The organism is Haloterrigena salifodinae, assembly GCF_003977755.1.
GTDB lineage: Archaea > Halobacteriota > Halobacteria > Halobacteriales > Natrialbaceae > Haloterrigena > Haloterrigena salifodinae.
Genome location: NZ_RQWN01000002.1, coordinates 251,733 through 271,708, shown reverse-complemented (window position 1 = coordinate 271,708; position 19,976 = coordinate 251,733). Strand labels below are relative to the sequence as shown.

General features: G+C 65.1%; 21 protein-coding genes and 1 tRNA gene. 8 read left to right on the top strand and 14 right to left on the bottom strand.

The genetic code is table 11. The features are described 5' to 3' along the window. Positions 1 to 27: 27 nt before the first annotated feature. From EH209_RS10135 to EH209_RS10120, 4 genes are all read right to left on the bottom strand, one after another. Positions 28 to 1,152: a CPBP family intramembrane glutamic endopeptidase gene (locus EH209_RS10135; RefSeq protein WP_126662798.1), complete on the bottom strand. Its 1,125-nt coding sequence runs from the start codon at positions 1,150 to 1,152 to the stop codon at positions 28 to 30. 66 nt (positions 1,153 to 1,218) lie between these two features. Continuing rightward, positions 1,219 to 2,520: a glucose-6-phosphate isomerase gene (locus tag EH209_RS10130; RefSeq protein WP_126662797.1), complete on the bottom strand. Its 1,302-nt coding sequence runs from the start codon at positions 2,518 to 2,520 to the stop codon at positions 1,219 to 1,221. Between the two features lie 51 nt (positions 2,521 to 2,571). Then, on the bottom strand, positions 2,572 to 3,387 hold the full coding sequence (locus tag EH209_RS10125; protein WP_126662796.1) for a TrmB family transcriptional regulator: 816 nt from the start codon (positions 3,385 to 3,387) through the stop codon (positions 2,572 to 2,574). A gap of 272 nt (positions 3,388 to 3,659) precedes the next feature. After that, the gene (locus tag EH209_RS10120; protein WP_126662795.1) at positions 3,660 to 4,130 is read right to left on the bottom strand and encodes a response regulator; all 471 of its coding nucleotides are present in this window, start codon (positions 4,128 to 4,130) and stop codon (positions 3,660 to 3,662) included. Between the two features lie 527 nt (positions 4,131 to 4,657). On the opposite strand from EH209_RS10120, the gene EH209_RS10110 reads away from it, so the two are divergent. Beyond that, positions 4,658 to 5,131, top strand: a complete 474-nt coding sequence (locus EH209_RS10110; RefSeq protein ID WP_126662793.1) for a DUF5812 family protein — start codon at positions 4,658 to 4,660, stop codon at positions 5,129 to 5,131. A 51-nt stretch (positions 5,132 to 5,182) separates the two neighbouring features. Here the strand turns inward: EH209_RS10110 and EH209_RS10105 are convergent, their stop codons facing one another. Then, complete coding sequence (locus EH209_RS10105; protein WP_126662792.1) at positions 5,183 to 5,515, bottom strand: hypothetical protein; 333 nt, start codon at positions 5,513 to 5,515, stop codon at positions 5,183 to 5,185. A 121-nt stretch (positions 5,516 to 5,636) separates the two neighbouring features. Between EH209_RS10105 and secF the strand changes: the two genes are divergently transcribed. Continuing rightward, positions 5,637 to 6,521 (top strand): protein translocase subunit SecF, encoded by an 885-nt coding sequence (gene secF / locus EH209_RS10100; protein ID WP_126662791.1) that lies wholly within the window; start codon positions 5,637 to 5,639, stop codon positions 6,519 to 6,521. Further along, entirely contained in the window at positions 6,518 to 8,143 is a 1,626-nt protein-coding gene (locus EH209_RS10095; RefSeq protein WP_126662790.1) for a preprotein translocase subunit SecD, read from the top strand. Before secF ends, EH209_RS10095 begins: the two co-directional genes overlap by 4 nt. A gap of 209 nt (positions 8,144 to 8,352) precedes the next feature. Here the strand turns inward: EH209_RS10095 and EH209_RS25250 are convergent, their stop codons facing one another. The 5 genes from EH209_RS25250 to EH209_RS10075 form a co-directional block, all read right to left on the bottom strand. Next, positions 8,353 to 8,460, bottom strand: a complete 108-nt coding sequence (locus EH209_RS25250) for a DUF7563 family protein (protein ID WP_449271909.1) — start codon at positions 8,458 to 8,460, stop codon at positions 8,353 to 8,355. A 97-nt stretch (positions 8,461 to 8,557) separates the two neighbouring features. Further along, positions 8,558 to 9,571, bottom strand: coding sequence for a sodium:calcium antiporter (locus tag EH209_RS10090; RefSeq protein WP_126662789.1), 1,014 nt, complete (start codon positions 9,569 to 9,571; stop codon positions 8,558 to 8,560). Positions 9,572 to 9,643: 72 nt separating this feature from the next. Further along, complete coding sequence (locus EH209_RS10085) at positions 9,644 to 9,877, bottom strand: hypothetical protein (RefSeq protein ID WP_126662788.1); 234 nt, start codon at positions 9,875 to 9,877, stop codon at positions 9,644 to 9,646. Between the two features lie 108 nt (positions 9,878 to 9,985). Beyond that, positions 9,986 to 10,729: a ribonuclease HII gene (gene rnhB / locus EH209_RS10080; RefSeq protein ID WP_126662787.1), complete on the bottom strand. Its 744-nt coding sequence runs from the start codon at positions 10,727 to 10,729 to the stop codon at positions 9,986 to 9,988. Positions 10,730 to 10,814: 85 nt separating this feature from the next. Next, positions 10,815 to 12,188 (bottom strand): tRNA pseudouridine(54/55) synthase Pus10, encoded by a 1,374-nt coding sequence (locus tag EH209_RS10075; RefSeq protein WP_126662786.1) that lies wholly within the window; start codon positions 12,186 to 12,188, stop codon positions 10,815 to 10,817. 172 nt (positions 12,189 to 12,360) lie between these two features. On the opposite strand from EH209_RS10075, the gene EH209_RS10070 reads away from it, so the two are divergent. The 3 genes from EH209_RS10070 (at position 12,361) to EH209_RS10060 (ending at position 14,153) form a co-directional block, all read left to right on the top strand. Beyond that, positions 12,361 to 13,476 carry a S1C family serine protease gene (locus tag EH209_RS10070; protein WP_126662785.1) on the top strand — a complete coding sequence of 372 codons (1,116 nt, stop codon included), beginning with the start codon at positions 12,361 to 12,363 and terminating at the stop codon, positions 13,474 to 13,476. Positions 13,477 to 13,763: 287 nt separating this feature from the next. Beyond that, positions 13,764 to 13,955: a DUF7511 domain-containing protein gene (locus tag EH209_RS10065; RefSeq protein ID WP_008896123.1), complete on the top strand. Its 192-nt coding sequence runs from the start codon at positions 13,764 to 13,766 to the stop codon at positions 13,953 to 13,955. Between the two features lie 9 nt (positions 13,956 to 13,964). After that, a complete protein-coding gene (locus EH209_RS10060; RefSeq protein ID WP_126663571.1) occupies positions 13,965 to 14,153 on the top strand; it encodes a hypothetical protein in 189 nt (62 codons plus the stop codon). A gap of 148 nt (positions 14,154 to 14,301) precedes the next feature. Here EH209_RS10060 and EH209_RS10055 read toward each other — a convergent pair whose 3' ends face one another. Then, entirely contained in the window at positions 14,302 to 14,487 is a 186-nt protein-coding gene (locus tag EH209_RS10055) for an HVO_A0556 family zinc finger protein (protein WP_008896121.1), read from the bottom strand. A 210-nt stretch (positions 14,488 to 14,697) separates the two neighbouring features. Here EH209_RS10055 and trmY point away from each other — a divergent pair, with 210 nt between their 5' ends. After that, positions 14,698 to 15,297 (top strand): tRNA (pseudouridine(54)-N(1))-methyltransferase TrmY, encoded by a 600-nt coding sequence (gene trmY, locus EH209_RS10050; RefSeq protein WP_126662784.1) that lies wholly within the window; start codon positions 14,698 to 14,700, stop codon positions 15,295 to 15,297. Positions 15,298 to 15,399: 102 nt separating this feature from the next. Continuing rightward, a tRNA-Pro gene (locus EH209_RS10045) sits at positions 15,400 to 15,472 on the top strand. Between the two features lie 210 nt (positions 15,473 to 15,682). Here EH209_RS10045 and EH209_RS10040 read toward each other — a convergent pair. The 3 genes from EH209_RS10040 to EH209_RS10030 all read right to left on the bottom strand — a co-directional run bounded on the left by EH209_RS10040 (position 15,683) and on the right by EH209_RS10030 (position 19,827). Further along, entirely contained in the window at positions 15,683 to 16,387 is a 705-nt protein-coding gene (locus EH209_RS10040; RefSeq protein WP_126662783.1) for a hypothetical protein, read from the bottom strand. A 397-nt stretch (positions 16,388 to 16,784) separates the two neighbouring features. Further along, complete coding sequence (locus EH209_RS10035; RefSeq protein ID WP_126662782.1) at positions 16,785 to 18,110, bottom strand: glycoside hydrolase family 68 protein; 1,326 nt, start codon at positions 18,108 to 18,110, stop codon at positions 16,785 to 16,787. Between the two features lie 136 nt (positions 18,111 to 18,246). Then, positions 18,247 to 19,827: an acetolactate synthase large subunit gene (locus EH209_RS10030; protein WP_126662781.1), complete on the bottom strand. Its 1,581-nt coding sequence runs from the start codon at positions 19,825 to 19,827 to the stop codon at positions 18,247 to 18,249. Positions 19,828 to 19,976: the final 149 nt, after the last annotated feature.

Genomic DNA, 19,976 nt, shown 5'->3' with positions numbered 1-19,976 from the left:
GGCTCTCGCCGTCGGTACCCCGTTTTCTCACACGAGATATTCGACGAACAGCAACGCGTTGTAACAGCCGTGGACCAGCGCGGGCACCAGCAGGTTGTCCGTCCGTTCGTAGATCGTCCCGAGGATCAACCCGAGAGCGAACACCAGCGCGAGGCTCGCGAGCATCGCGCCCGGTCCCGCGGTCGCGTACGCGAACAGGTGGACGATCATGAAGACGAGGCTCCCGACGAGGACGGCGCCGGCCCGGGAGAACTGCTCGTAGAGGCTCTTCTGGATTACGTTCCGGTAGAACAGCTCCTCAAACGGCCCGACGAACAGGAGCATCGACGGAACGGCGACCATCGCCAGTTCGGGGTTCTCGGCCAGCCGCTGGGTGGTGGTGTGGTCCGAGGCGTCGATGCCGAGCGCCGTCATGACCTGCGAGATTCCGATGTTCACGGCAAAGAGCAAGACGAGACCGAGGACGATCCAGCCGACCGTCCGGAGCGTCGGTCGCTCGAGGTCGATGAACGACCGATCGTGACCGCGGTAAGCCAGGTAGCCCGCCGCGATCCCGCCGAGGCCGAGCGCGTAGGCGGGGTACTCGACCAGCGACTGCTGGAGCGGCGTGGGTTCGCCGACGAGGGTGGTCACCGGCAGCGAGAGAAACACCGTCGCGATCGAGAGGCTGAACAGGCCGACGACGGCGAGTATACACATCTCGACCGTCCGTGCGAGCCGGCGGTACAGGCCCGACCCCGAGACGCCGCCGCGGTCGGCGATACCGACGCCGACCGCGCCGATCGCGGCGACCAGGGCGACGAACAGCGACGAGACCGCCCCCTCGAGGCCCGGGACGACGACCGATCCCAGGACGCCCTGGGTGATCGCGTACCCCGACAGGACGACGACGAGGAGGCTCCCGCCGGCGGCGGCCGCCCCGGCGACGCGCCGCTCGAGCAAGCCGTGGCGGCGACCGACGAACGCGCCCGTGGCGACGAGGGCGCCGACCGCCGCAAGCCAGACCGCGGGGGAGTCGACGCCGCGGCGGACCGGCAACACGAGCGCGACGAGAACGACGGCTGAGAGGACGGTTCCGACGGTCGGGACGACGTCAGACACGGCCGAGCCGGCGTCACCGTCGCCGTCGGCGGTCCGGGTGAGATCGCTCATACGTGCGTCTTCGAGCGCGAACCCATAGGCGCACCGCAACGCGGTCGGGTCCGGAACTGAATCCGGCTACCGTTCGATACGAAGCTCGGTCTTCTCGGCGACGGCGTCGGCCTCCTCGAAGTTTCCGCCGCCGAGCAGGCCGCGAGTCGCCTTCTTGGCCCACTCGACGGCCGGCTGTTCGAACGTGTTGACACCGTACAGTTCGCCCGCGAGGACGCAGGCCGCCTCCATCCCGTAGAGGAGGCCGCCGAGTTCGTACTCGTCGACGGTCTCGAGTTCGAGCCGGACGTTCGGCCGGCCGGCCGCCGCGAGGCTGGCCTCGGTGGCCTCGAACTCCGCCTCGAGCAGTTCGCCGAGCGTCGCGTCGCCGAGGTACGCCAGTTCGTCGACATCGGTGTCGGGGATCGACCGGTCGTCGGTCTCGCCCGGCGAGACGAAGGTGACGAGTTTGTCCCGCGGGCCCGCCCGGTAGAGTTGCAACTGCGAGTGCTGGTCGGTTACGCCGAGCGCCCGCGCCGGCGTCTGCCCGAGGTCGTCCTTGCCGAGGCTCTCGGCCCACAGCTGGGCGAACCACTCGGCGAACGTCTCGAGCGACTCCGCGTAGGGAACCATGGCGTTGACGGCGGCGCCGCGCTGGTCGAGCGCGTAGGCCATCGCCCCGTAGGCGTAGGCCGGGCAGTCGAACAGCGAGCCGGTCAGGCTCTCGCGCTCGGCGGCGGCGCCCTCGAGTAAGGCCTCGAGATCGTGGCCGCAGACGGCCGCCGCGACCATGCCGACCGCCGACAGCGCCGAGAAGCGGCCCGGAACGCCGTCGGGGACCTTCAGCGACGGGAGGTCGTTCCGGTCCGCGAGGTTCCGGAGCGGACCGGACTCGCCGGTCGTTACGATCGTCCGCTCGGTCCAGTCGACGCCCGCAGCCTCGAAGACGTCACGGACGACGAGGAAGTTCGCCAGCGTCTCCGCCGTCGTTCCCGACCGCGAGACCACGTTGATCGCCGTCTCCTCGAGGGGCAGTCCCTCGAGGTGGTTCGACACCCAAGCGGGGTCGACGTTGTCGAGGTAGACGGCGTCGGTGTCGCTCTCGTCGGCGAGCGCGTCCGTGATCGTCGCCGCGCCGAGCGCGCTGCCGCCGATACCGACGGTGATCAGTGCCTCGGCGTCGGCGACCGGCTCGACGGCCGCCCGGATCTCGTCCGGGTCGGTTCGCTCCGGGAGGTTGAGGGCCTCGTAGCCGTGCTCCGAATGTTCCATTCCCGCGACGATGCGTTCGTGGGCGTCCGCGACCTGCTCATCCAGGCGCTCGAGGGAGTCCCTCGAGGCGCCCGGCGACGCGACCGACGCGAGCGCGTTGCCGATGTCGACGTTCATACGCGAGAAGGCGACGGCCTGCGGTAAAGGCGTTCCGTCAGCGAACGAGCGTCACCTTCCCGGGTCCTCGATCCCGGACAGGCCGGCTGTCACGAGTCTCCGCAGGAGCACCACGACCCCGTTCTGTAGCCCCTTTGCGAAGACGGCCTGCTCTCTCGTCTCGCCATCGTTGGCGTCGGGGTAGTAGGTTCCGATCAGAAGCGTCTCCCGGTCGACGAGCAGGATCCGGCTGATCGCGACCTCGGCGTCCAGTTCGTTCCCGGTAAGCCAGTCCATATCGGTTTCGAACACGCGCGTTTCGGGAAGTCGAGACTCCAGCGTCGCCATCGTCGCCGCAGTTTGGCCGCCGACGACGACGGTGAGATGCCGTTCAATCGCCTGCTGAATGCCGTCGAACAGCGTCTCAGAGAGGACGTCGTCGTCGACGACGAGCAGCGCGATTTCCGACTGGGCGTTCCTGATCAGTTCGATCGTCCGCGACTCGATCGCCTCGTGGCCGCTCAACGACCAGATCTCCTGGAGATGATCGTCGTCCTCGGGTTCCTCCACGTCCGTCTCCTCGAGGTACGTCTCGAGCGTATCGATCCGGTTGTTGTACTTTTGTCGAAGGATCTCTGTCGCCTCGTTGATCCCGACGGCGCGATACCGCTGGGGGCTCGAGTGCTGGACTTCGACCAGCCCCTGCGTCTCGAGGACGCGGATCGCGTCATAGACTCGCGTCCGCGGGACGTCGGAGATTTCGTGGATCTCCTTTGCGGTTCCGTTGGGAAGTTTGTTCAACGCCATAAAGCAGCGTGCTTCGTACTCTTGCAGGCCGAGATCCTGCAATATACTGATCGCCTCTACCGTTGTTTCGTCCTGTGTCATGGCCCAACCACGAATTCGGATATCCGAACACGCAGGATACGATACGCGGATGGAAAAGAATTCGCGTTCGTGAATAATCCGTCATCTTTGCAGTGCTAGGATGAAGGGAATATACAGTTCACTCAGATTATCACACAAACTACTTGAGTGCACGTTCGGTAGGTGTCAGTGGCGGGGACCCGATCTGGCCCAACCACTTCGGGTCCCGCCGTTTTCCATCAGTTAACTGAACTGTCGCTCACGGACGTCACAGTGCCTCCGCTGTGAACCGATCAGATCGACGTCGGTGGGAGCGTCGCCTGGGTGAGCCAGAACCGGTCTATCGTCTCGACGAGCGAGACAAATCCCTCCAGATCGGGTGGTTTAGTCAGACACGCGTTCGCGTCTCCCTCGTAACAGCGCACGAGATTGTACGTATCGTCCGATCCGGTGAGGACGACGATCGGAAGCCATCGTAACTGCGGGTTGTCGGTGATCGTCTCGAGGATTTCGGTTCCGTCGTAGGATGGCAGGTTCAGATCCAGAAGGACGAAGTTCGGCGGTGAATCCGTATCGGACTCGACCGACCGGCAGAGAAATGACATCGCGTCGCTGCCATCGGTGACGACGTGCAGTCTCGTCTCGCGATTCGTCACCGCGCTCTCGAACGCGTCCCGCAGCAGAGTAACGTCGTGAGGGTTGTCTTCGACGAACAGAACGTCGATCGGTTCGACGGCACTGCTCTGTTTAGTGAACGGGGACATATTATTTCGAATCGTGTTCCGGGAGAGATCGTCCCACTATTTTACCGTGGCCGGCAGGAGTTCTCGATTGTCAGCCACCAATCGCAACATCGGTTCGATCTCCGTAAACCGAGACCCCCTCGTAACGGTGTTCGCCTGCCGACGCCACTCGACGAAGTCGTAGTCTGCCAGTTTGGGGAGGTGGACGTGCCGGCGCTTGACCGCCGCACTGTACTGATCGGTGACTCCGTCAGACGGTGGGTCGACGTTGATCGATCCCTCTCGCTCGAGGAGAGCGAATAGTATCCATCGCCGTTGCTCGTCCGACAGCGCATCGAACAGTTGATTCCGTAGCTCTCCCATATGCGGACGGAAATTCGACGCGAGTACGGTTGACACCCCGTCATTTTCACACGCATCTGGGTTTTGATTAATCGAGTGAATTGCCATCCTCGGTCCGAGCAGTGTGAGTAGCGAACAGTCCTTCGCATCGCCGATTCCGATCGAAAGCCGAAACCCGGAAACCGATCCGCCCGCTACGACCGCTCATGACCGAACAGACGAGCACGTTCGTCGTCACCCACGCCGAGAGCGAGTCGGCCGTCATCCGCGACGTCGAGACCGCCCAGGTCCACACGCTCGGCTCGAACCCCGGCCTCGAGATCCACGACGTCCTCGAGGCGACCGTCGCCCCCGAGCCGCCCCTGGAGGTTACCTGGCAAGTGGTCGACGTCGCCGACCGACGGTCGATCGAACTGGTCGACAGCGACCTCTCGCCGACCCAACACGAAAAAGAACTGGCCGACGACGCCGACGTCGGCGACCTGATTCAGAAGGAGCGGGCCGGCACCGGCGAGATCCACGTCTTTCGCGTGCCCGAAGACGAGGTGGAGTCGGCGGCCCAGGACGTCCTCGAGGACGAGGAGACCATCGCGCGGGCGGCCCGACTCGAGGCGGTCCGCGTCGAGGTCCGCCGGTCGGCCGACGACGGCGTGTTGAGCGTGCGGTACCTGCCAGACTGAAGCGCTCGCTGGGATCTCACTCTCGGTTCGCGTAGTTCGATCACGGACGTCTCACTCCTCCTCGAGTTCGCCGTCGTCGCGAGGTGCGTAGCTAATCGTCGTTTCCTCGGTGATTTCGACACCACCGTCGACGCGTTCGATCCGCAGCGACACGTCGCGCGTGGTCCCGCAGCCGACGCCGACGAACTCCTCCCAGACGTCGCTCGCGCGGGCCTCGTCGTGGGTTTTGTGGAGGTACGACCGAAACGATTGCTTCTCGAGCTGTCGGCGGCCAGCCGCCGAGAGGGCGGCCGGGTACGAGATCACGATGCGTTCGGCACCGGTCGCGTCGGAGCGATCGGACCGGTCGTCCGTGACTCCGGACCGCTGGTCGGACTCGGTCATAATACCCGACCGAAGGGCCTCGAGTGGCTTCAGCCTACGGTATTTCTCACCCCCAATGTAATCGAAACATGCTACATAAATTGAGAAGGCTTACCTCAGGGGCTCGCCAGTAGTCAAGTATATGGGGTATTTCGACGTACCGGACCGTTCCTACACCCGGTACAGCAACCGCCAACTCGCGGCGGTGCCGCTTGCGGTACTCGCGGTTGCATTGCTCGTTCTCACCGGCACGTTCCTCATGACGGGCGCGCCGGTGCCGCTGGGGATGGACTTCGCCGGCGGTTCCGAACTGACTATTCAGACGACCTCCTCCCAGGAAGAGATCGCGAACGCCTTCGACGAGGAACCCGAGTCGATTCAGTCGGTTTCCGCGCCCGACTCCCAGAACCAGTACGTCATCCAGTTCACCTCGACCGACCTCGAGTCGCTGAGCCAGCAGGCCGAGCAGAACCTAGAGCAGGACGGCGACGCGGACATCGTCCAACTCCAGTCGACGGTGTCGGGGAGCTTCGGGAAACAGACCCAGCGGACGGCGCTGCTGGGCGTCGCCGTGGCCTTCGTCGGGATGAGCGTCATCACCTTCCTGCTGTTTCGGACGTTCGTGCCGTCGATCGCCATCGTCCTCTCCGCGTTTTCGGACCTGGTGATCCCGCTGGCGTTCATGACGGTCGCCGACATCTCGCTGTCGCTGGGGACCGTCGCCGCCTTGCTGATGTTGATCGGGTACTCGGTCGACTCCGACATCCTGTTGAACAATCACATCCTGCGTCGCCAGGGTGACTTCTACGAGAGCACCCACCGCGCGATGCGCACCGGGATCACGATGACGGTAACGTCGATGGCGGCGATGCTCGTCATGGGCATCGCCGCGGGACTGTTCGGCGTCGAGTTGCTCTCGTCGATCGGGATCGTCCTCTTCGTCGGACTCGCGGCCGACCTGATGAATACGTACATGCTCAATCTGAGTCTGCTTCGTTGGTACAAGTTCGAGGGGGTTCGATCATGACCAGCCCGGTCACGTTCGTCAAAGACCACTGGCGGCTGCTGCTGTTGGTCGTCTTCATCACCGGTTCGATGGTCTCCCTGTTTGTCCCCGGCGGCGTCATGGGGGGCAACGACTACGTCGAGACCCAGGACAGCGGGGCGACGAACCTCGAGTACGGACTTGACCTCGAGGGCGGGACGCGGATCAGCGCCCCCGTCACCGGGATGACCGCCGAGGACATCGACGCCGGCGCCGTCAGGGATAACGGCAGCGTCGATCAGGCACGGCTTACGGAAATCGAGCGAACGCTGTACGACGAAACCGGCCTCGAGACGGGGAACGTCCGCGTCAGCGTCGACGACGACGGAAACGCCCACGCCGAGCTGTTCACCGAGAACGTGAGCGAGGAGGAGTTCGCCGCCGCGCTCACCGAAGCCGGCGTCGAGGTCGATCCCAACGAGGACATCCGAAAGGGCGTGACCGCGGAGACGCGCCAGCAGATGGTCGATACGATCCAGTCGCGAATCAACGCGGCCGGCCTCTCTGGTGGCAACGTCTACGAATCGGCCAGGCTCGGCGGCGGCTACTACATCGTCACCGAGGCGCCGGACATGGGCGCCGACGAGCTTCGAGAGCTGCTCGCCGAGCGAGGGATCGTCGAAGTGCAGGCCTACCACCCGACCGAGGACGGCAACCACACGAACGAAACGGTCCTGAGCGGAGACGATATTGCGAAAGTCGATCCGCCAGAAATCAACCAGGACACCGGGGAAACCGTCGTTCCCGTTCAGGTCGACAGCAACGCCGCGCCAGAGTTCCAGTCGAGGTTGAACGAACTCGGCTTCACCGACCCGAACGTCGGTGTCCAGCAATGTGGGCTCCGCGGTGACGGCGAGAGCATCAACTTCGACCACGAGGGAGAGCGGTACTGTCTGCTCACGGTCATCGACGGCGAAGTCGTCGACGCCCACTCCATGGGCCCCCGTCTCGCGAGGTCGATGCAAGCCGGTTCCTGGGAGAACGATCCCACGTTCCAGATGGGCGCACAGAGCGCCCAGCAGGGCCAGGCGCTCTCGGTGAATCTCCAGTCCGGTTCGTTGCCCGCGCCGCTCGAATTCAGCGAGGCCCAGACCTACTCGCTGTCGCCGGCGCTGGCCGAACAGTTCAAGCTCTACTCGCTGGTGATCGGAGCGCTGGCGGTGATCACCGTCAGCGGCGTCGTCTTCCTGCGCTATCGGAACCCCCGCGTCGCCGCGCCGATGATCGTCACCGCGATGTCTGAGGTGCTCATCCTGCTCGGCTTCGCGGCGCTGATACGCATGCCGCTCGATCTCTCTCACGTCGCCGGCTTCATCGCCGTGGTCGGGACCGGGGTGGACGACCTCGTCATCATCGCCGACGAGGTGATGGAGCAAGGCGACGTCAGCTCGAGGCGGGTGTTCGAATCCCGCTTCCGAAAGGCGTTCTGGGTCATCGGCGCCGCCGCGGCGACGACGATCATCGCCATGTCGCCACTGGCCGTCCTGAGCCTCGGGGATCTGCGCGGGTTCGCCATCATCACCATCCTCGGCGTGCTCGTCGGCGTGCTCATCACTCGGCCCGCCTACGGGGACATCCTCCAGCGGCTGTTGACGGACAAGTAGCGCGGACAGACACGCAGCGGTCGTTTTCGCGGAGATCGGGTTTCAGCGGATACCGGCTTTCACCCGAGGACCTTCAGCTCTTGACGTAGAGACAGACGGTGGGTACTGGTTCTTGTGCGGATCACTCGAGACGCGAATCGGTTAGCCGACGCTTCGCTTGACGCCGACGAGAAGCAGTTGTGGTGTCGGCAGAAACGGGTCACCCCAGCTTACGTTCCGTCTCGACACCGCGGACACCAATCGACCGTTCCGTCGTCGCCGTAGGCGCGCTCGAAGTCGAGAGAAACGGGGTTCTCGCAGTTAGTACAGACTGGCATATCGAACACTGCAATTGATCCGGCCAACGGCAAGAGCGGGGCGCCTGCAAATGCAGCGGAACGTCGGCGTAGCTCTTGTCGAGTCACCTCCCTCGTCTCACGTCGGGACGACGGTCGTCACGCCGACGCTCTCGAGGACTAGCCAGACGACGAACAGGCCGTAGAGCCCAAGCAACAGTCGGGCCTCGCGCTCGGAGAGCGTCATCTCCGTCCGGATGATGGTAAAGAAGACGACCGTCGCGAGGATCAAGAAGCTCATCATCGGAACGATGTGGTCGAAGGTAACCGACAGGGTTCCGGCGACCAGCACGCCGGCCGGCACCGCGACGAGCAGGTCGAAAACGTTGCTCCCCAGGACGTTCGCGAGGCTGACCGACGAACGGCCCGACCGAGCGGCGGCGACGCTGACGAAGGCGTCGGGAACGCTCGAGCCCGCGGCGACGACGGTCATCCCCCAGAGAAACGCGGGGGTCCCGAAGGCCTCGCCCAGCCCGACCGCGGCTCGGACGAGTCCCTCGACGCCGACGACGATCACCACCAGTCCCAGCCCGAACCGGAGCCAAGCCCGCCCGAGGGCGACGTCGGTATCCGCCGCCGTTTCGTCCTCGGTGGTGTCCAGGTACTGGGTGAAGACGTAGAGTCCGTACAGGACCAGCGGAAACAGCGCGAGCGGCCGCGTGACCTCACCCTGGAGCCCCGCGCCCGCAGCCGGGTAGTAGATGACCGCCAGCGAGAACGTCAACAGCAGCGCGGCGACCGCGAGCATGTAGAACAGCGCCTCCTTGTAGACCAGATCCCGGCCCGTCGTCATTCCCTCGTCGTCGGCCGCGAGGACCGAGATGGCCGGGATCGCCAGCAGATTGAAAACGGCCGACCCGACGATCGTACCGATACCGACCTCGAACTCGCCGTGTAACAGCGTCGAGACGAGCACGCTCACCAGTTCGGGCATGCTCGAGCCAGCGGCGGCGATGATCGCCCCCTGGACGACCGCCGGCACGCCGTACCCCGCAGCGAGGCGGTTCGCGGATGTCTCGAGCCACGCGCTGCCCTTCCAGACGACGGCCGTTCCGACGGCGGCGAGCGCGAACAGGACGACCACGTCGAGCATGCTTGATGCTGCGTAGCCGTCACGCATAAAACGGTCGACAGGTCGGCGACGAATCCCAGCGAGAGGGCGTCGCTACCAGTCGATCAGATAGTAGGCGAACGCAGCCAATCCGGCGACACTTCCCACAGTGGCTATCGTCGCAGTGATCGTGCCGGCGACTCCTCTCGAGAGGCCGAGCGATACGAGAGCGTCCGTTCCGAACGCCAACACGAACGCGACGCCGAACACCGGCACGCCCAACATGAGAACGACGAGCAGTCGTCCGAGCAGTACGTCCCCAATCCCGACGATAATCGATCGAAACACGGCGATTATATCATACTTAGTGAATTAAATAGTTACTAATACGACCCGGTGAATTTCTTCGACTCGGACCGATCACCAGCGATCGTCTCGAGCGGCACGGCTCGGCGCTCAGAACTCGCCGAGACCCGTCTGCTGGGCCTCGGCGAGCAGATCCTCGCAGGTCGACCACGTCTCCCGCGCGAACGGGGGGAGATCGCCGTGCTCGTCGACGTAGGACGCGAGGAACTCGCGGGTGTTCGGATCGCTCGGGTAGCCGCTGCCGACGGACTCGTACCCGTCGACGCGGTCCGCGAGGGCGGCGACGTGAGCGTCGCGTTCGACCTTGGCGACGATACTGGCCGCGCCGACGATCGGCGACTCGTCGTCGGCGCCGTGGCGCGCCTCAATCTGGAGGGCGGCAGCGAGCGAGTCCGACGTTGACGGGAGGGACGTACAGGCCTCCCTGACGCGACGAGCGAAGCGGTCCTCGTCGGTGTCGCAGGCGTCGCAGAGTCCGGTGATCGGAGCCGGCTCGACGGCGTCGGCCTCGAGCGTGTCACCGTCGGATCCGCCCGGCTCGAAGTCGAGGTCCGTGAGCGCGCCGCCGATCGCCTCGGCGTGGGCCGCGACGGCCAGCGAGTTCATGTCCGTCTCCGGATCGTCGATGCGCGCGGGCGTGATCTCCGCGACGCCGACGCGAACGCGGTCGTCCTCGCGGATCGTCGCCGCCAGTTCCTCGCGGCGTTCGGGTGCGAGTCGTTTCGAGTCCGCGATTCCGTCCGGGAGCGCCGCGGGGTCCCCGCAGTGGACCGCCGCGGCGAACATCGACCCGAGCGCGGGTCCCTTGCCGGCTTCGTCGACGCCGAATGGCATGCCTCGAGGGTCCGTCGCCGACGGCTAAACCGTTGCGCTGTTCGGTCGCAACGCGAAGAAGACTCGCCGTCGGCAACCGCTCCTATCAGGCGTCCGCCGCGGCCGCCTCGCCGTCGTCCCGCGGCTCGTCGAGGAAGTACTCCTCGAGTTCGAACGGTTCCTCCTCGCCCTCGACGCCGAACACGTCCAGCGCCGTGACCTCGGCGTCGGTCTCGAGCAGGCCGGCCAGGCTCGGCTCCGTGCGGCCCGCGTCGCTGCTGATCAGTTCCTTCACGTAGAGGCCACCTTCGCCGTGGAGGCGGACCTCGGCCTCGGTCGGCGACCGCAACTCGCCGTCGATGTCGTAGACGGTTCGCTCGCGGGTGAGGTCGGCCCGCCGGTGGTCGACGCGCTGGGGCGTATCCTGCTGGACGGTCGTTCCCGTCAGTTCCTCGAAGGCGGCCTCGAAGTCGGCCTCGTCGACCGGCTCGGCGAACTCGACGTCGGCGCGGTAGCGCTTGCTCGCGTCGTGTTCCTTGACGCGCTCGACCATCTCGTAGGTCGCGAGTCGAAGACCCTCGACCTCGACGCTCCCTTCGGCGGCCGCGTTGATCTCGCGCTCGAGTTCCGCCGGGTCGGGGTCGCGAATCTTGGGCCGTTTGACTTCGAGGACGAACGGGCGGCCCTCCTCGAGCATCCGGGCGTCGACGTCCTCGCGACCGGCGCCGTGGAAGGTCCCCTCGTCGCCGTCCATGGCGTCGACGACGTGGGGACGGACAACTTGTTCGACGCTGGTATCGTACATGTAGCCCGAGCCGCCGCAGTAGTCGCAGGGTTCCTCGCCGTCGTCGCTCAACTGGGTTCCGCTACCGCCACACTCCCGGCAGGGCCACTCCGTCTGGGGAATGTCCCGCTCGAGTTTGCGGTACCGGCCGTAGACGAAGGCGGGGTTGAGCTGGATATCGACCGCGTGGCTCGTGACCGATTCCGACTCGAGAGCCTCGAGGGGATCGAACGCCGCGAGGTCGACGATCCCGAGGACGTCGGGGCGGTCGAAGTCGACGTCGGTGCCGGTCTTCGCGCCGACGCGACGGCCGACCTCGCGGTTGGCCTCGCGCTTGAACGACTCGCCGACGTCCGGCTCGAGGCCGGCGTCCTCCCTGAGGAGTCGGTCGTTTTCCTCGACCAGTGGCGGGACGCGGCTTCCGACCTGGTAGGTCGCGAAGTCGGCGTCCTCGAGGGCGTCGACGACGGTCTCGGCGATCGCGTCGACGGTGCCCGAGTACCCCTCGCAGACCCAGCAGTCGGCGGGCTCGTCGGGCTCGAAGTCGGCGTCGTCTTCCATCGCGATCGTCGTCCGCAGCGCCCGGCCGCGCTCGGCGTTGGTCAGTCCGAAGCTCCGCTCGGCGAAGGGGCGACCGAGACAGGAGTCACAGACCGGCCCCGTCTCGAGCAGCGCGCGGGCGTCTTCCGTGATCATATCACGGGAATCGGGCGGCCGCGGGTAACACGTTTTCCCTTCGGTCCGTCGGTGGGGGAGTCGCCCGGATCGTTCCCGCGGCCGGCACGTCATTCCCTCTCGGGATAATGTATTGATAAGCAGACTCTCAAGTGGCCCGGACGTTCAAATGGGTCGAGTGCTAGCCTCGCCTATGAACGGACACACCCCGGACCGTCGCGAGTTCCTCGCGCTCGCCGGTACCGGCCTCGTCGGTGCCGTCGCCGGCTGTACCGAGCCCACCGCCAGCGACTCGATAGAGGGCTCGTCCTCGCACTCGATTTCGCAGGAGATCGATCCGGACAAGCGCGCGGACGGCTCGACGTACACCGACGTCTACGAGGCGGTCATCGACTCGGTCGCACAGGTTCGGGCGCTAGGCGCCGGGAGCCCGTACGGTGGCGACCGGAGCGGCGGCCAAGGCTCGGGCTTTCTCGTCGACGACACCCACCTCGTCACGAACGAGCACGTCGTCGCCGGCGCCGACACCGTCGACCTCCAGTACATCAACGGCGACTGGTCGGCCACCAAAATCGTCGGCGCCGACTTCTACAGCGACCTGGCCGTCCTCAAGGTCGATCACGTCCCCGACGAGGCGACGCCCCTCGAGCTGGCCGCCGAGCGCTCCGTCGTCGGCCAAGAGGTGCTCGCGATCGGCAACCCCTACGGGTTCGAGGGCTCCATGTCGAAGGGGATCGTCAGCGGCGTCAACCGCACGCTCGACATGCCGGACCGGACGTTTTCGTTTTCGAACGCGATCCAGACCGATGCCGCGGTCAACCCCGGCAACAGCGGCGGCCCGCTGGTCAACCTGGACGGCGAAGTCGCCGGCGTCATTACCGCCGGCGGCGGGGACAATATCGGCTTCGCGATCCCGTCGGCGGTCGCGAGTCGAGTCGTCCCCTCGCTGATCGAGACCGGAACCTACGACCACTCCTACATGGGGATCACCCTCTCAACCGTCGACCGGTATATCGCCGAGGCCAACGACCTCCCCGAGGCGACCGGCGTCATCGTCACCGGCGTCGAGTCCGGCGACCCGGCCGACGGCGTCCTCCGGGCCGCAACGCCCCGCCCGCGCGACTCGATCCCCGTCGGGGGCGACGTCATCTACGCCATCGACGGCGAGCCGATCCCCGACCGCCACGCACTCTCGAGCCACCTCGCCTTGCGGACCAGCCCGGGGGACACGATCGAACTCGAGTGCTGGCGTTACGGCGACGAGACCGCGGTCTCGCTGACGCTCGGGGAGCGACCCCCGGCCAACTGAGGCGAGCGAGAGCCGAGCGCCAGCGACCGGTTCCGCCGGGACGATGAACCGATCAAAACTGTTTGAAACGACCGCCTAGCCGAGCGTAATCGACGGTGTCGAGACGACAACCCGGTGTAGACGCCCCGTACAAGTCAGATTTCGTTTCTGTCCCGAATTCGTGAACGACTGCGTTGAACTGGGAGCCAATCGGCCGTAATCAACAGGCAGTGGGGTTTAGCAGGTCGATAACAATAGGTGAGACTCCGGTAGCTATCGGTAGCGCGATCACCCATCGCCTGTCACGTATGACTCCCGACGCTGACACCGCCCGTCCGACCGACGCACCGCTGACCGACCTCGATCACGTCACGATCGAGAACGACGACGCTCCCGACGAGTGTGCGATCTTCCCGCGGGAGGCGAGCGACGAGAAACTGGACGCCGCCTGGATCGTCGCCTACGACGACGGGTTCGTCTCGCTCGAATCGATGCGCTAGGTCCCGATGATGCACCTCGGAAACTCCGTCACCGCCGCCGGGTTCTGGATCGGCACCCTGCTGCCGGTCGCCTACCTGCCGGTCTTTCTCTCCGGTGTCGACTCCGCCGGCTCCCTCTCGCTGGTCGTCAGCCTCCTCGCGATCCACGCCCTCGCGCTGATCGTCGGCCACGATTACTCCGGATCGCGATCGCGGTGACGGACCGAAGTGCCGGCCATCGGGACGACTTCGGTACCGGCTGTTCGATGCATTTGCGCGGTCGTCGACCGTCCGTGCGTCGCGTGACTCGGCAAAAATAGTGCAGGCATCCGAATCGTTCGCAGGCTCTCGCGGACGCGTTGATCGCTTACTCGCCCGGCTGCCACAGCTGGGCGTGGGGCGTATCGCAGCTGTCGCAGACCGCCGCCTGTTTGTCCTTGTAGCGTCCGCGCTCGAGTTCGCCGTCCGAGCAGTACGGACACGGTCTCCCCTCGAGGATCGCGATCAACTGCGGATCTTCGCCGTCGGTCGCTGACGACTGTGATTTCGCCATATGTACCATAGCTCTCCCGAGAAGAGGGAAACGGTTGGCCATGCCTATGCAGTGTTACGACGGGAGTGACACCGCACGACGGCGGCGTGGATCGTCGGTATTCGGAGGCTACAGATGCGACGGCTGTGCTCTCGATCCGAAACGAGCGGTCGACGGCGACCGGTCGCGGCGAACCGTGGCGGCTATCCCCGCGGCCCGCCGCGTACCGGTATGCGCCAGTTCGTCTGCATCGGCCACGACGTCCCGACCGACCCCGACTTCTCGCTGGACGACCTCGCGGGCGGGGCCGGCCGCCTCGACGCGCTCTGTCGATCGATCACCGCCTCGTTCGTCACCTCCCACGGGATCCGCGAGGACGTCCGGACGCACCTCGTCGTCCAGGACGAGCTCACGATCACCTTCGACGGGAGCGAACTCCGCCGGCTCAATCCCGACGAGCGAAGCACCGCGGCGCTGGTGCGGACCGCCCTCGAGCACCGCGACGAGGCCATCGGCGCCCTCCCGGCCGAGCCGAGTCCCGGCATCGAAGTGTACCGGCGCGGGTTCGAGGAAACGCTCGCGGAAGTCGCCGACGGGACCGTGGTGCAGCTACACGAGGACGGCGACGCTGTGGTCGATGTCGGCGTCGACGGCCTCGAGGACCCCGTGTTCGTGCTGTCAGACCACCGGGACTTCACCGACGCGGAGGAACAAGTGCTCGAGGACGCCGTCGATCGGCGCCTGCGGCTGGGTCCGGAGCTGTTGCACGCCGATCAGGCGATCACCGTCGCGCACCACTATCTGGACACCGAGGGCTACGAGCGGTTCTAATGGCGGTCGGTGTCGCAGGCTCGAGTGTGCGAATCGCTACCGAGCGAAGCGATAGACACTTTCGGAAGCGTTAAACAATCGGGGACTCTCACTCACAAATGCGGGCCGGTGGGGTAGCTTGGTATCCTTCGGCCTTCGGGTGGCCGTAACCGCAGTTCGAATCTGCGCCGGCCCACTTCTCCCGCATTTCACAACCTCGAGCGACAGCAAGCGGTCTGTAATGCATGGAGAATCACCCTGAGCAACGGCTGTCGGTGTCGGCGCAATGCGGGTCCGAAGAAGGACGATTGGCCGTCAGTCAGAAGTGAGTGAGGAGCCTGAACGGACGGCCTCACTCGAGGGAGAGTATTGCTGGATAGACGGGATGGCTCGGCAAGTGATCGGCTTACGTGTCTACGACGAGCGCGCAGGACGTTTTCGCCTCGAGTTCGCCGACCTTGCCGCTCGAGAAGCCGGACTGGCGGTAGACGTCGGTCGACAGCGTCGCTTCGAAGCTGTAGAGGCCGTCCTCCAGTGATCCGTCCGTCCCGAGCGAGACGTTGAAATGTGCACCGCCCGTCGCGTCTTCCGAGATCTTGTCGTCCCAGCCGCCGAGGTCGTGAGTGAAACTGCTCCCCGGACGGTCGATGTCGAGGCCTGAATCTCGCGTGACGTCGAACGGGCTCGGTGTGGGAATCGGCGACGCGGCCCACAGCGTGTCGAGGGCGTAATCGACGTGTTCCGCCGTGATTCCGCCCGTCCCCTGGGAGTAGCCCTCGACCCAGTCGATCGTGCTATCGGCCGGGTTCCACGATTCCTTGATGTCGAACTCGAGGGTGGTGTTCTTGAAGTGCCCGTAGATTCCGTAGTCGTGGTTCATCGCCCAGGCGATACCCATGGTGTTGGTCTGTACGGAGGTCGACGAGGGGCCCGAGACGCTGAGTTCGATGTACGCGTTATCGCCGAGTTGATCGTCGTTCTGGCCGAGCGTGGTGATGTTATCGTCAGCCTGGGCACTCCCCGAGATGGCACCAACGACTCCGACACCAGCGATCGTCGCGGGGATCGTTTTCAGGACGGTCCGCCTGCCGGTGAGTTTTTTACCAGACATCGATCGAAGATTATGTAAATAGGTATATAAATATAATGGCGAAATAATATATACGAATAAATTTCAGATATAGCTGTAAGATATTAGAGGTCTGACGATGCCGATCACGCGATTCCCTCTCGCCCGGATCCGGCCGACCAACTGGCTGTACCCGCTAAAAGTCGATATAGAGAGATGACGTTGGTGAGAAAACATGACCCTGATATCATTTCGAATCTGCGCTGGCCCACTTCTCCCACACCGCAACACGGGGAGCGAAGCGTGGCGCAGTAGTGTACCGAGACGGCGAATAACGAACCCCGTGACCGAAGCAGTGGATACCTTTCAACACGCGATTCAATTCTGCAACGCGAGGGCGGCATCGCCGACTTGACGACGATCGGGGGTCCCTGGGTCGTTAGTTACCCGAGGGGAGGAAGTGACCGTCCTTGAGTTCGTTCACGACGCGCGTCTCGCTACCCTGGAGTTGCACCTTCAGGCTCGGCGCGAGCGTGCCGCCGAACAGGTCCTTCTGTTCCTCCGGGGGGAGGTGGCCGACCTCGTCGAGGCTGATCTCGCCACGCGACGTGTCGTCGAGCCCGCGGAAGTTCTCGAAGCTTTCGACCAGCACGTCGTTCCCGTGGGGCATCGCCAGCCACGAGTACGCTTGGAAGGGCGCCGACTCGGGGTTCGCGACGACGAGACCGCTGCCGTTGAGCGGTTCGTAGTCACCGTAGAGCGAATCGCTCACGAACCCGTACAGCGCGTCGGGACCCTGGAGGCCGGGCGCGAACGTGAACTCGTGGCTGAGGACGAACAGGTACCACTTCCCGTCGTTGAACACATAGTGTGGTCGCTCCAGTTGCTGGTTGACCTCGATCGCCTCGAGGTTCGGCGGGAGGAGCTCCCACTCGGTGAGTTCGTCGTTGGTCGCTCGCATTACGCCAACGTTCCCGTTGTAGCTTTGCGGATCATCCGGGCTATCGCCTCCTGTGGGCGTGTTCCCCTCGAACACGACGAAATCCTCGCCGGTCTCGGGATGCTCGAAGTACCACGGGTCACGGAACGCGTAGACGATGCCTTGCTCCCGGGATTGTTCCAGCGTCTGGTAAAGCTCGCCGTCGGCCGCACCGATGATGGTGTGCTCTTGCGCACCGGTCAGTTCGACCCCGCGCGGCCCCGTTTCGAACGAGGCCCCCTTGGCGAGTGCGAGTCGCTGTCGGAACTCCGGCTCCGGGCTGGTGGCCGTATAGAAGTGGTAGATCTGGTCCTCGCTCTCGTCGTACATCGCAGAGCCGGCCCACTGGTGATGGCCGAGCGGGTTCTCGAAGGCCGTACCCCCTTCCTGCCAACTGTGGCCGTTCCGGGAATAGAAATAGCGGATGGTCGCCTCGTTGTGGCGAGCGCCAGGCACGAGGTCTTTCGACGCCGTGAGAGAGAAGACGATCTGCCAGCCGTCGATCTTCGCGATCGAACCGTCGCGATGTCGGAGCGGCCACGTGTCCCAGATCCAGTAGTCGTCCGAAATCGGCTCCGCTCCGTCGTCGATTACCGGTGCAGTGGTCGCGTCCGTGCGTTCGATATTCGACGCGTGTTCCGCCGTCCACTCGCTCGCGTCGCCAGGTTCGACGGCGGCGACGGAACCGGTACCGAGCGAGAGTCCGAGCCCGGCCGCACCGATCGCACCGGTCGTTTTTAGAACACTTCGCCTGTTTAACTCAGTTGAACTAATCTCGTCGGACATTACACTCCAAATATTTACTCGCCGAATAATAAAAACTCTGTTCAGTTTTATTTCTGCTAGTGTCCAATTTAATTATATTCTAGACGATCAAAACTGCGGCTGTTCGACGGGGTCGGTAACGGTGCGCCACCTGTCCTCATTCGAGTTCGATCTCGATCAACGCCAACTCGTCCGACGGCACGGCTTCGCTAAACGCCGCCTCCACCTCGTCCCATCCCTCCGGCCGATACGCCTCGATGCCGAAGCTCTCCGCGAACGTCACCAGATCCGGATTCGACAGTTCGGTCCCGGTGTGCTCGCCCCGGTGGCCCTCCTGTTTCTCGGAAATCAGGCCGTAGTCGTCGTCGTTGAACACGACCGTCGTAAAGCGACAGCCCAGTCTCGAGGCGGTCTCGAGTTCCGCCGCGTTCATCATGAACCCGCCGTCGCCGGTCCCGGCCACCACGTTCGCGTCCGTCGTCAGATCGGCCGCAAGCGCGCCGGGAACGGCGATTCCCATGCTGGCCAGCCCGTTCGAGATCACGCACGTGTTGGGCTCGTAGGTCGGGAACGACTGGGCGATTGCCATCTTGTGGCTGCCGACGTCGGAGACGAGCACGTCCGAATCGGCCATGGCCTCGCGCAACAGCGGCAGGCAGTTCCGGACGGTGATCGGATCGTCGTCGGCCGGCGGCTCGGTCACCGACTCGAGCAACTGCTCGTGGAGGTCGTCACACCACAGCGAACAGGCCGCGTCAGACAGGCGCTCGTCGATGGCCGCCAGCGCGGCGCCGACGTCGGCGACGATCTCCACGTCGGGGTTGTAGTGGCGGTAGACCTCCGCGGGTTCGTAGTCGACGTGGACGATGGTCTTCTCGAGGTCGGGGTTCCAGCCCGCCGGATCGTGCTCGGCGATGTCGTAGCCGACCGCGATCACGCAATCGGCGCGGTCGATCGCCAGCGCGGCCTCCTCGTCGGGCCCCGAGTCGAGCGTCATCAGCGAGGCCGCCTCGCGGTCCGAGATCGCCCCCTTTCCCATGTAGGTTTCGACGACGGGAATCCCGATGCGGTCGACCAGCGACCGAATGGTCTGGGACGCGCGCGTCCGCACGGCGCCGTTGCCCGCCAGGAGGATCGGTCGCTCGGCTTCCTCGAGCAGCCGCGCCGCTCGCGCGGCCGACTGATCGTCCGGGTCCGGTCGGCGCACGGGGTCGCGCGTCTCGATCGGCGTCGCGTCGATCTCCTCGACGGCGACGTCCTCGGGGAACTCGAGGTGGGTCGCGCCGGGCTTCTCGTACTCGGCGAGTTTGAACGCCTTGCGGACCGACTCGGGCGCGATTTCGGGCTCGCCGATCCGGGTGTTCCAGGCGACGATCGGCTCGAAGACGTCGACGACGTCCAGCGCCTGGTGGCTTTCCTTGTGCAGTCGTTCGCGGCCCCCCTGGCCGGTGATGGCGACGACCGGGCTCTTGTCCAGTTGAGCGTCGGCGACGCCGGTCATGAGGTTCGTCGCGCCGGGGCCGAGCGTCGACAGGCAGACGCCGGCCTCGCCGGTCAGCCGCCCGTGGACGTCGGCCATGAACGCCGCCCCCTGTTCGTGGCGCGTCGGGTGAAAGCGGATTGACGACTCGCGCAGCGCGAACAACAGATCCTCGATCTCTTCGCCCGGCACGCCGAAGACGCGCTCGACGCCTTCCGCCTCGAGACAGTCGACGAGCAACTCGGCTGTGGTCGCCATGAACGTCCCGTCCACGGCGCCGTCATTAATCGCCCGCCCTGCACACACGGCGTCGGCGGGGCGACTGAAAACCGCTCGCTACAGCGGCGGACCACTTGCCCGCCGGCGAGTAGGGGCTGCCAATAGGCGACGCGGCGTTCGGTTGTCAC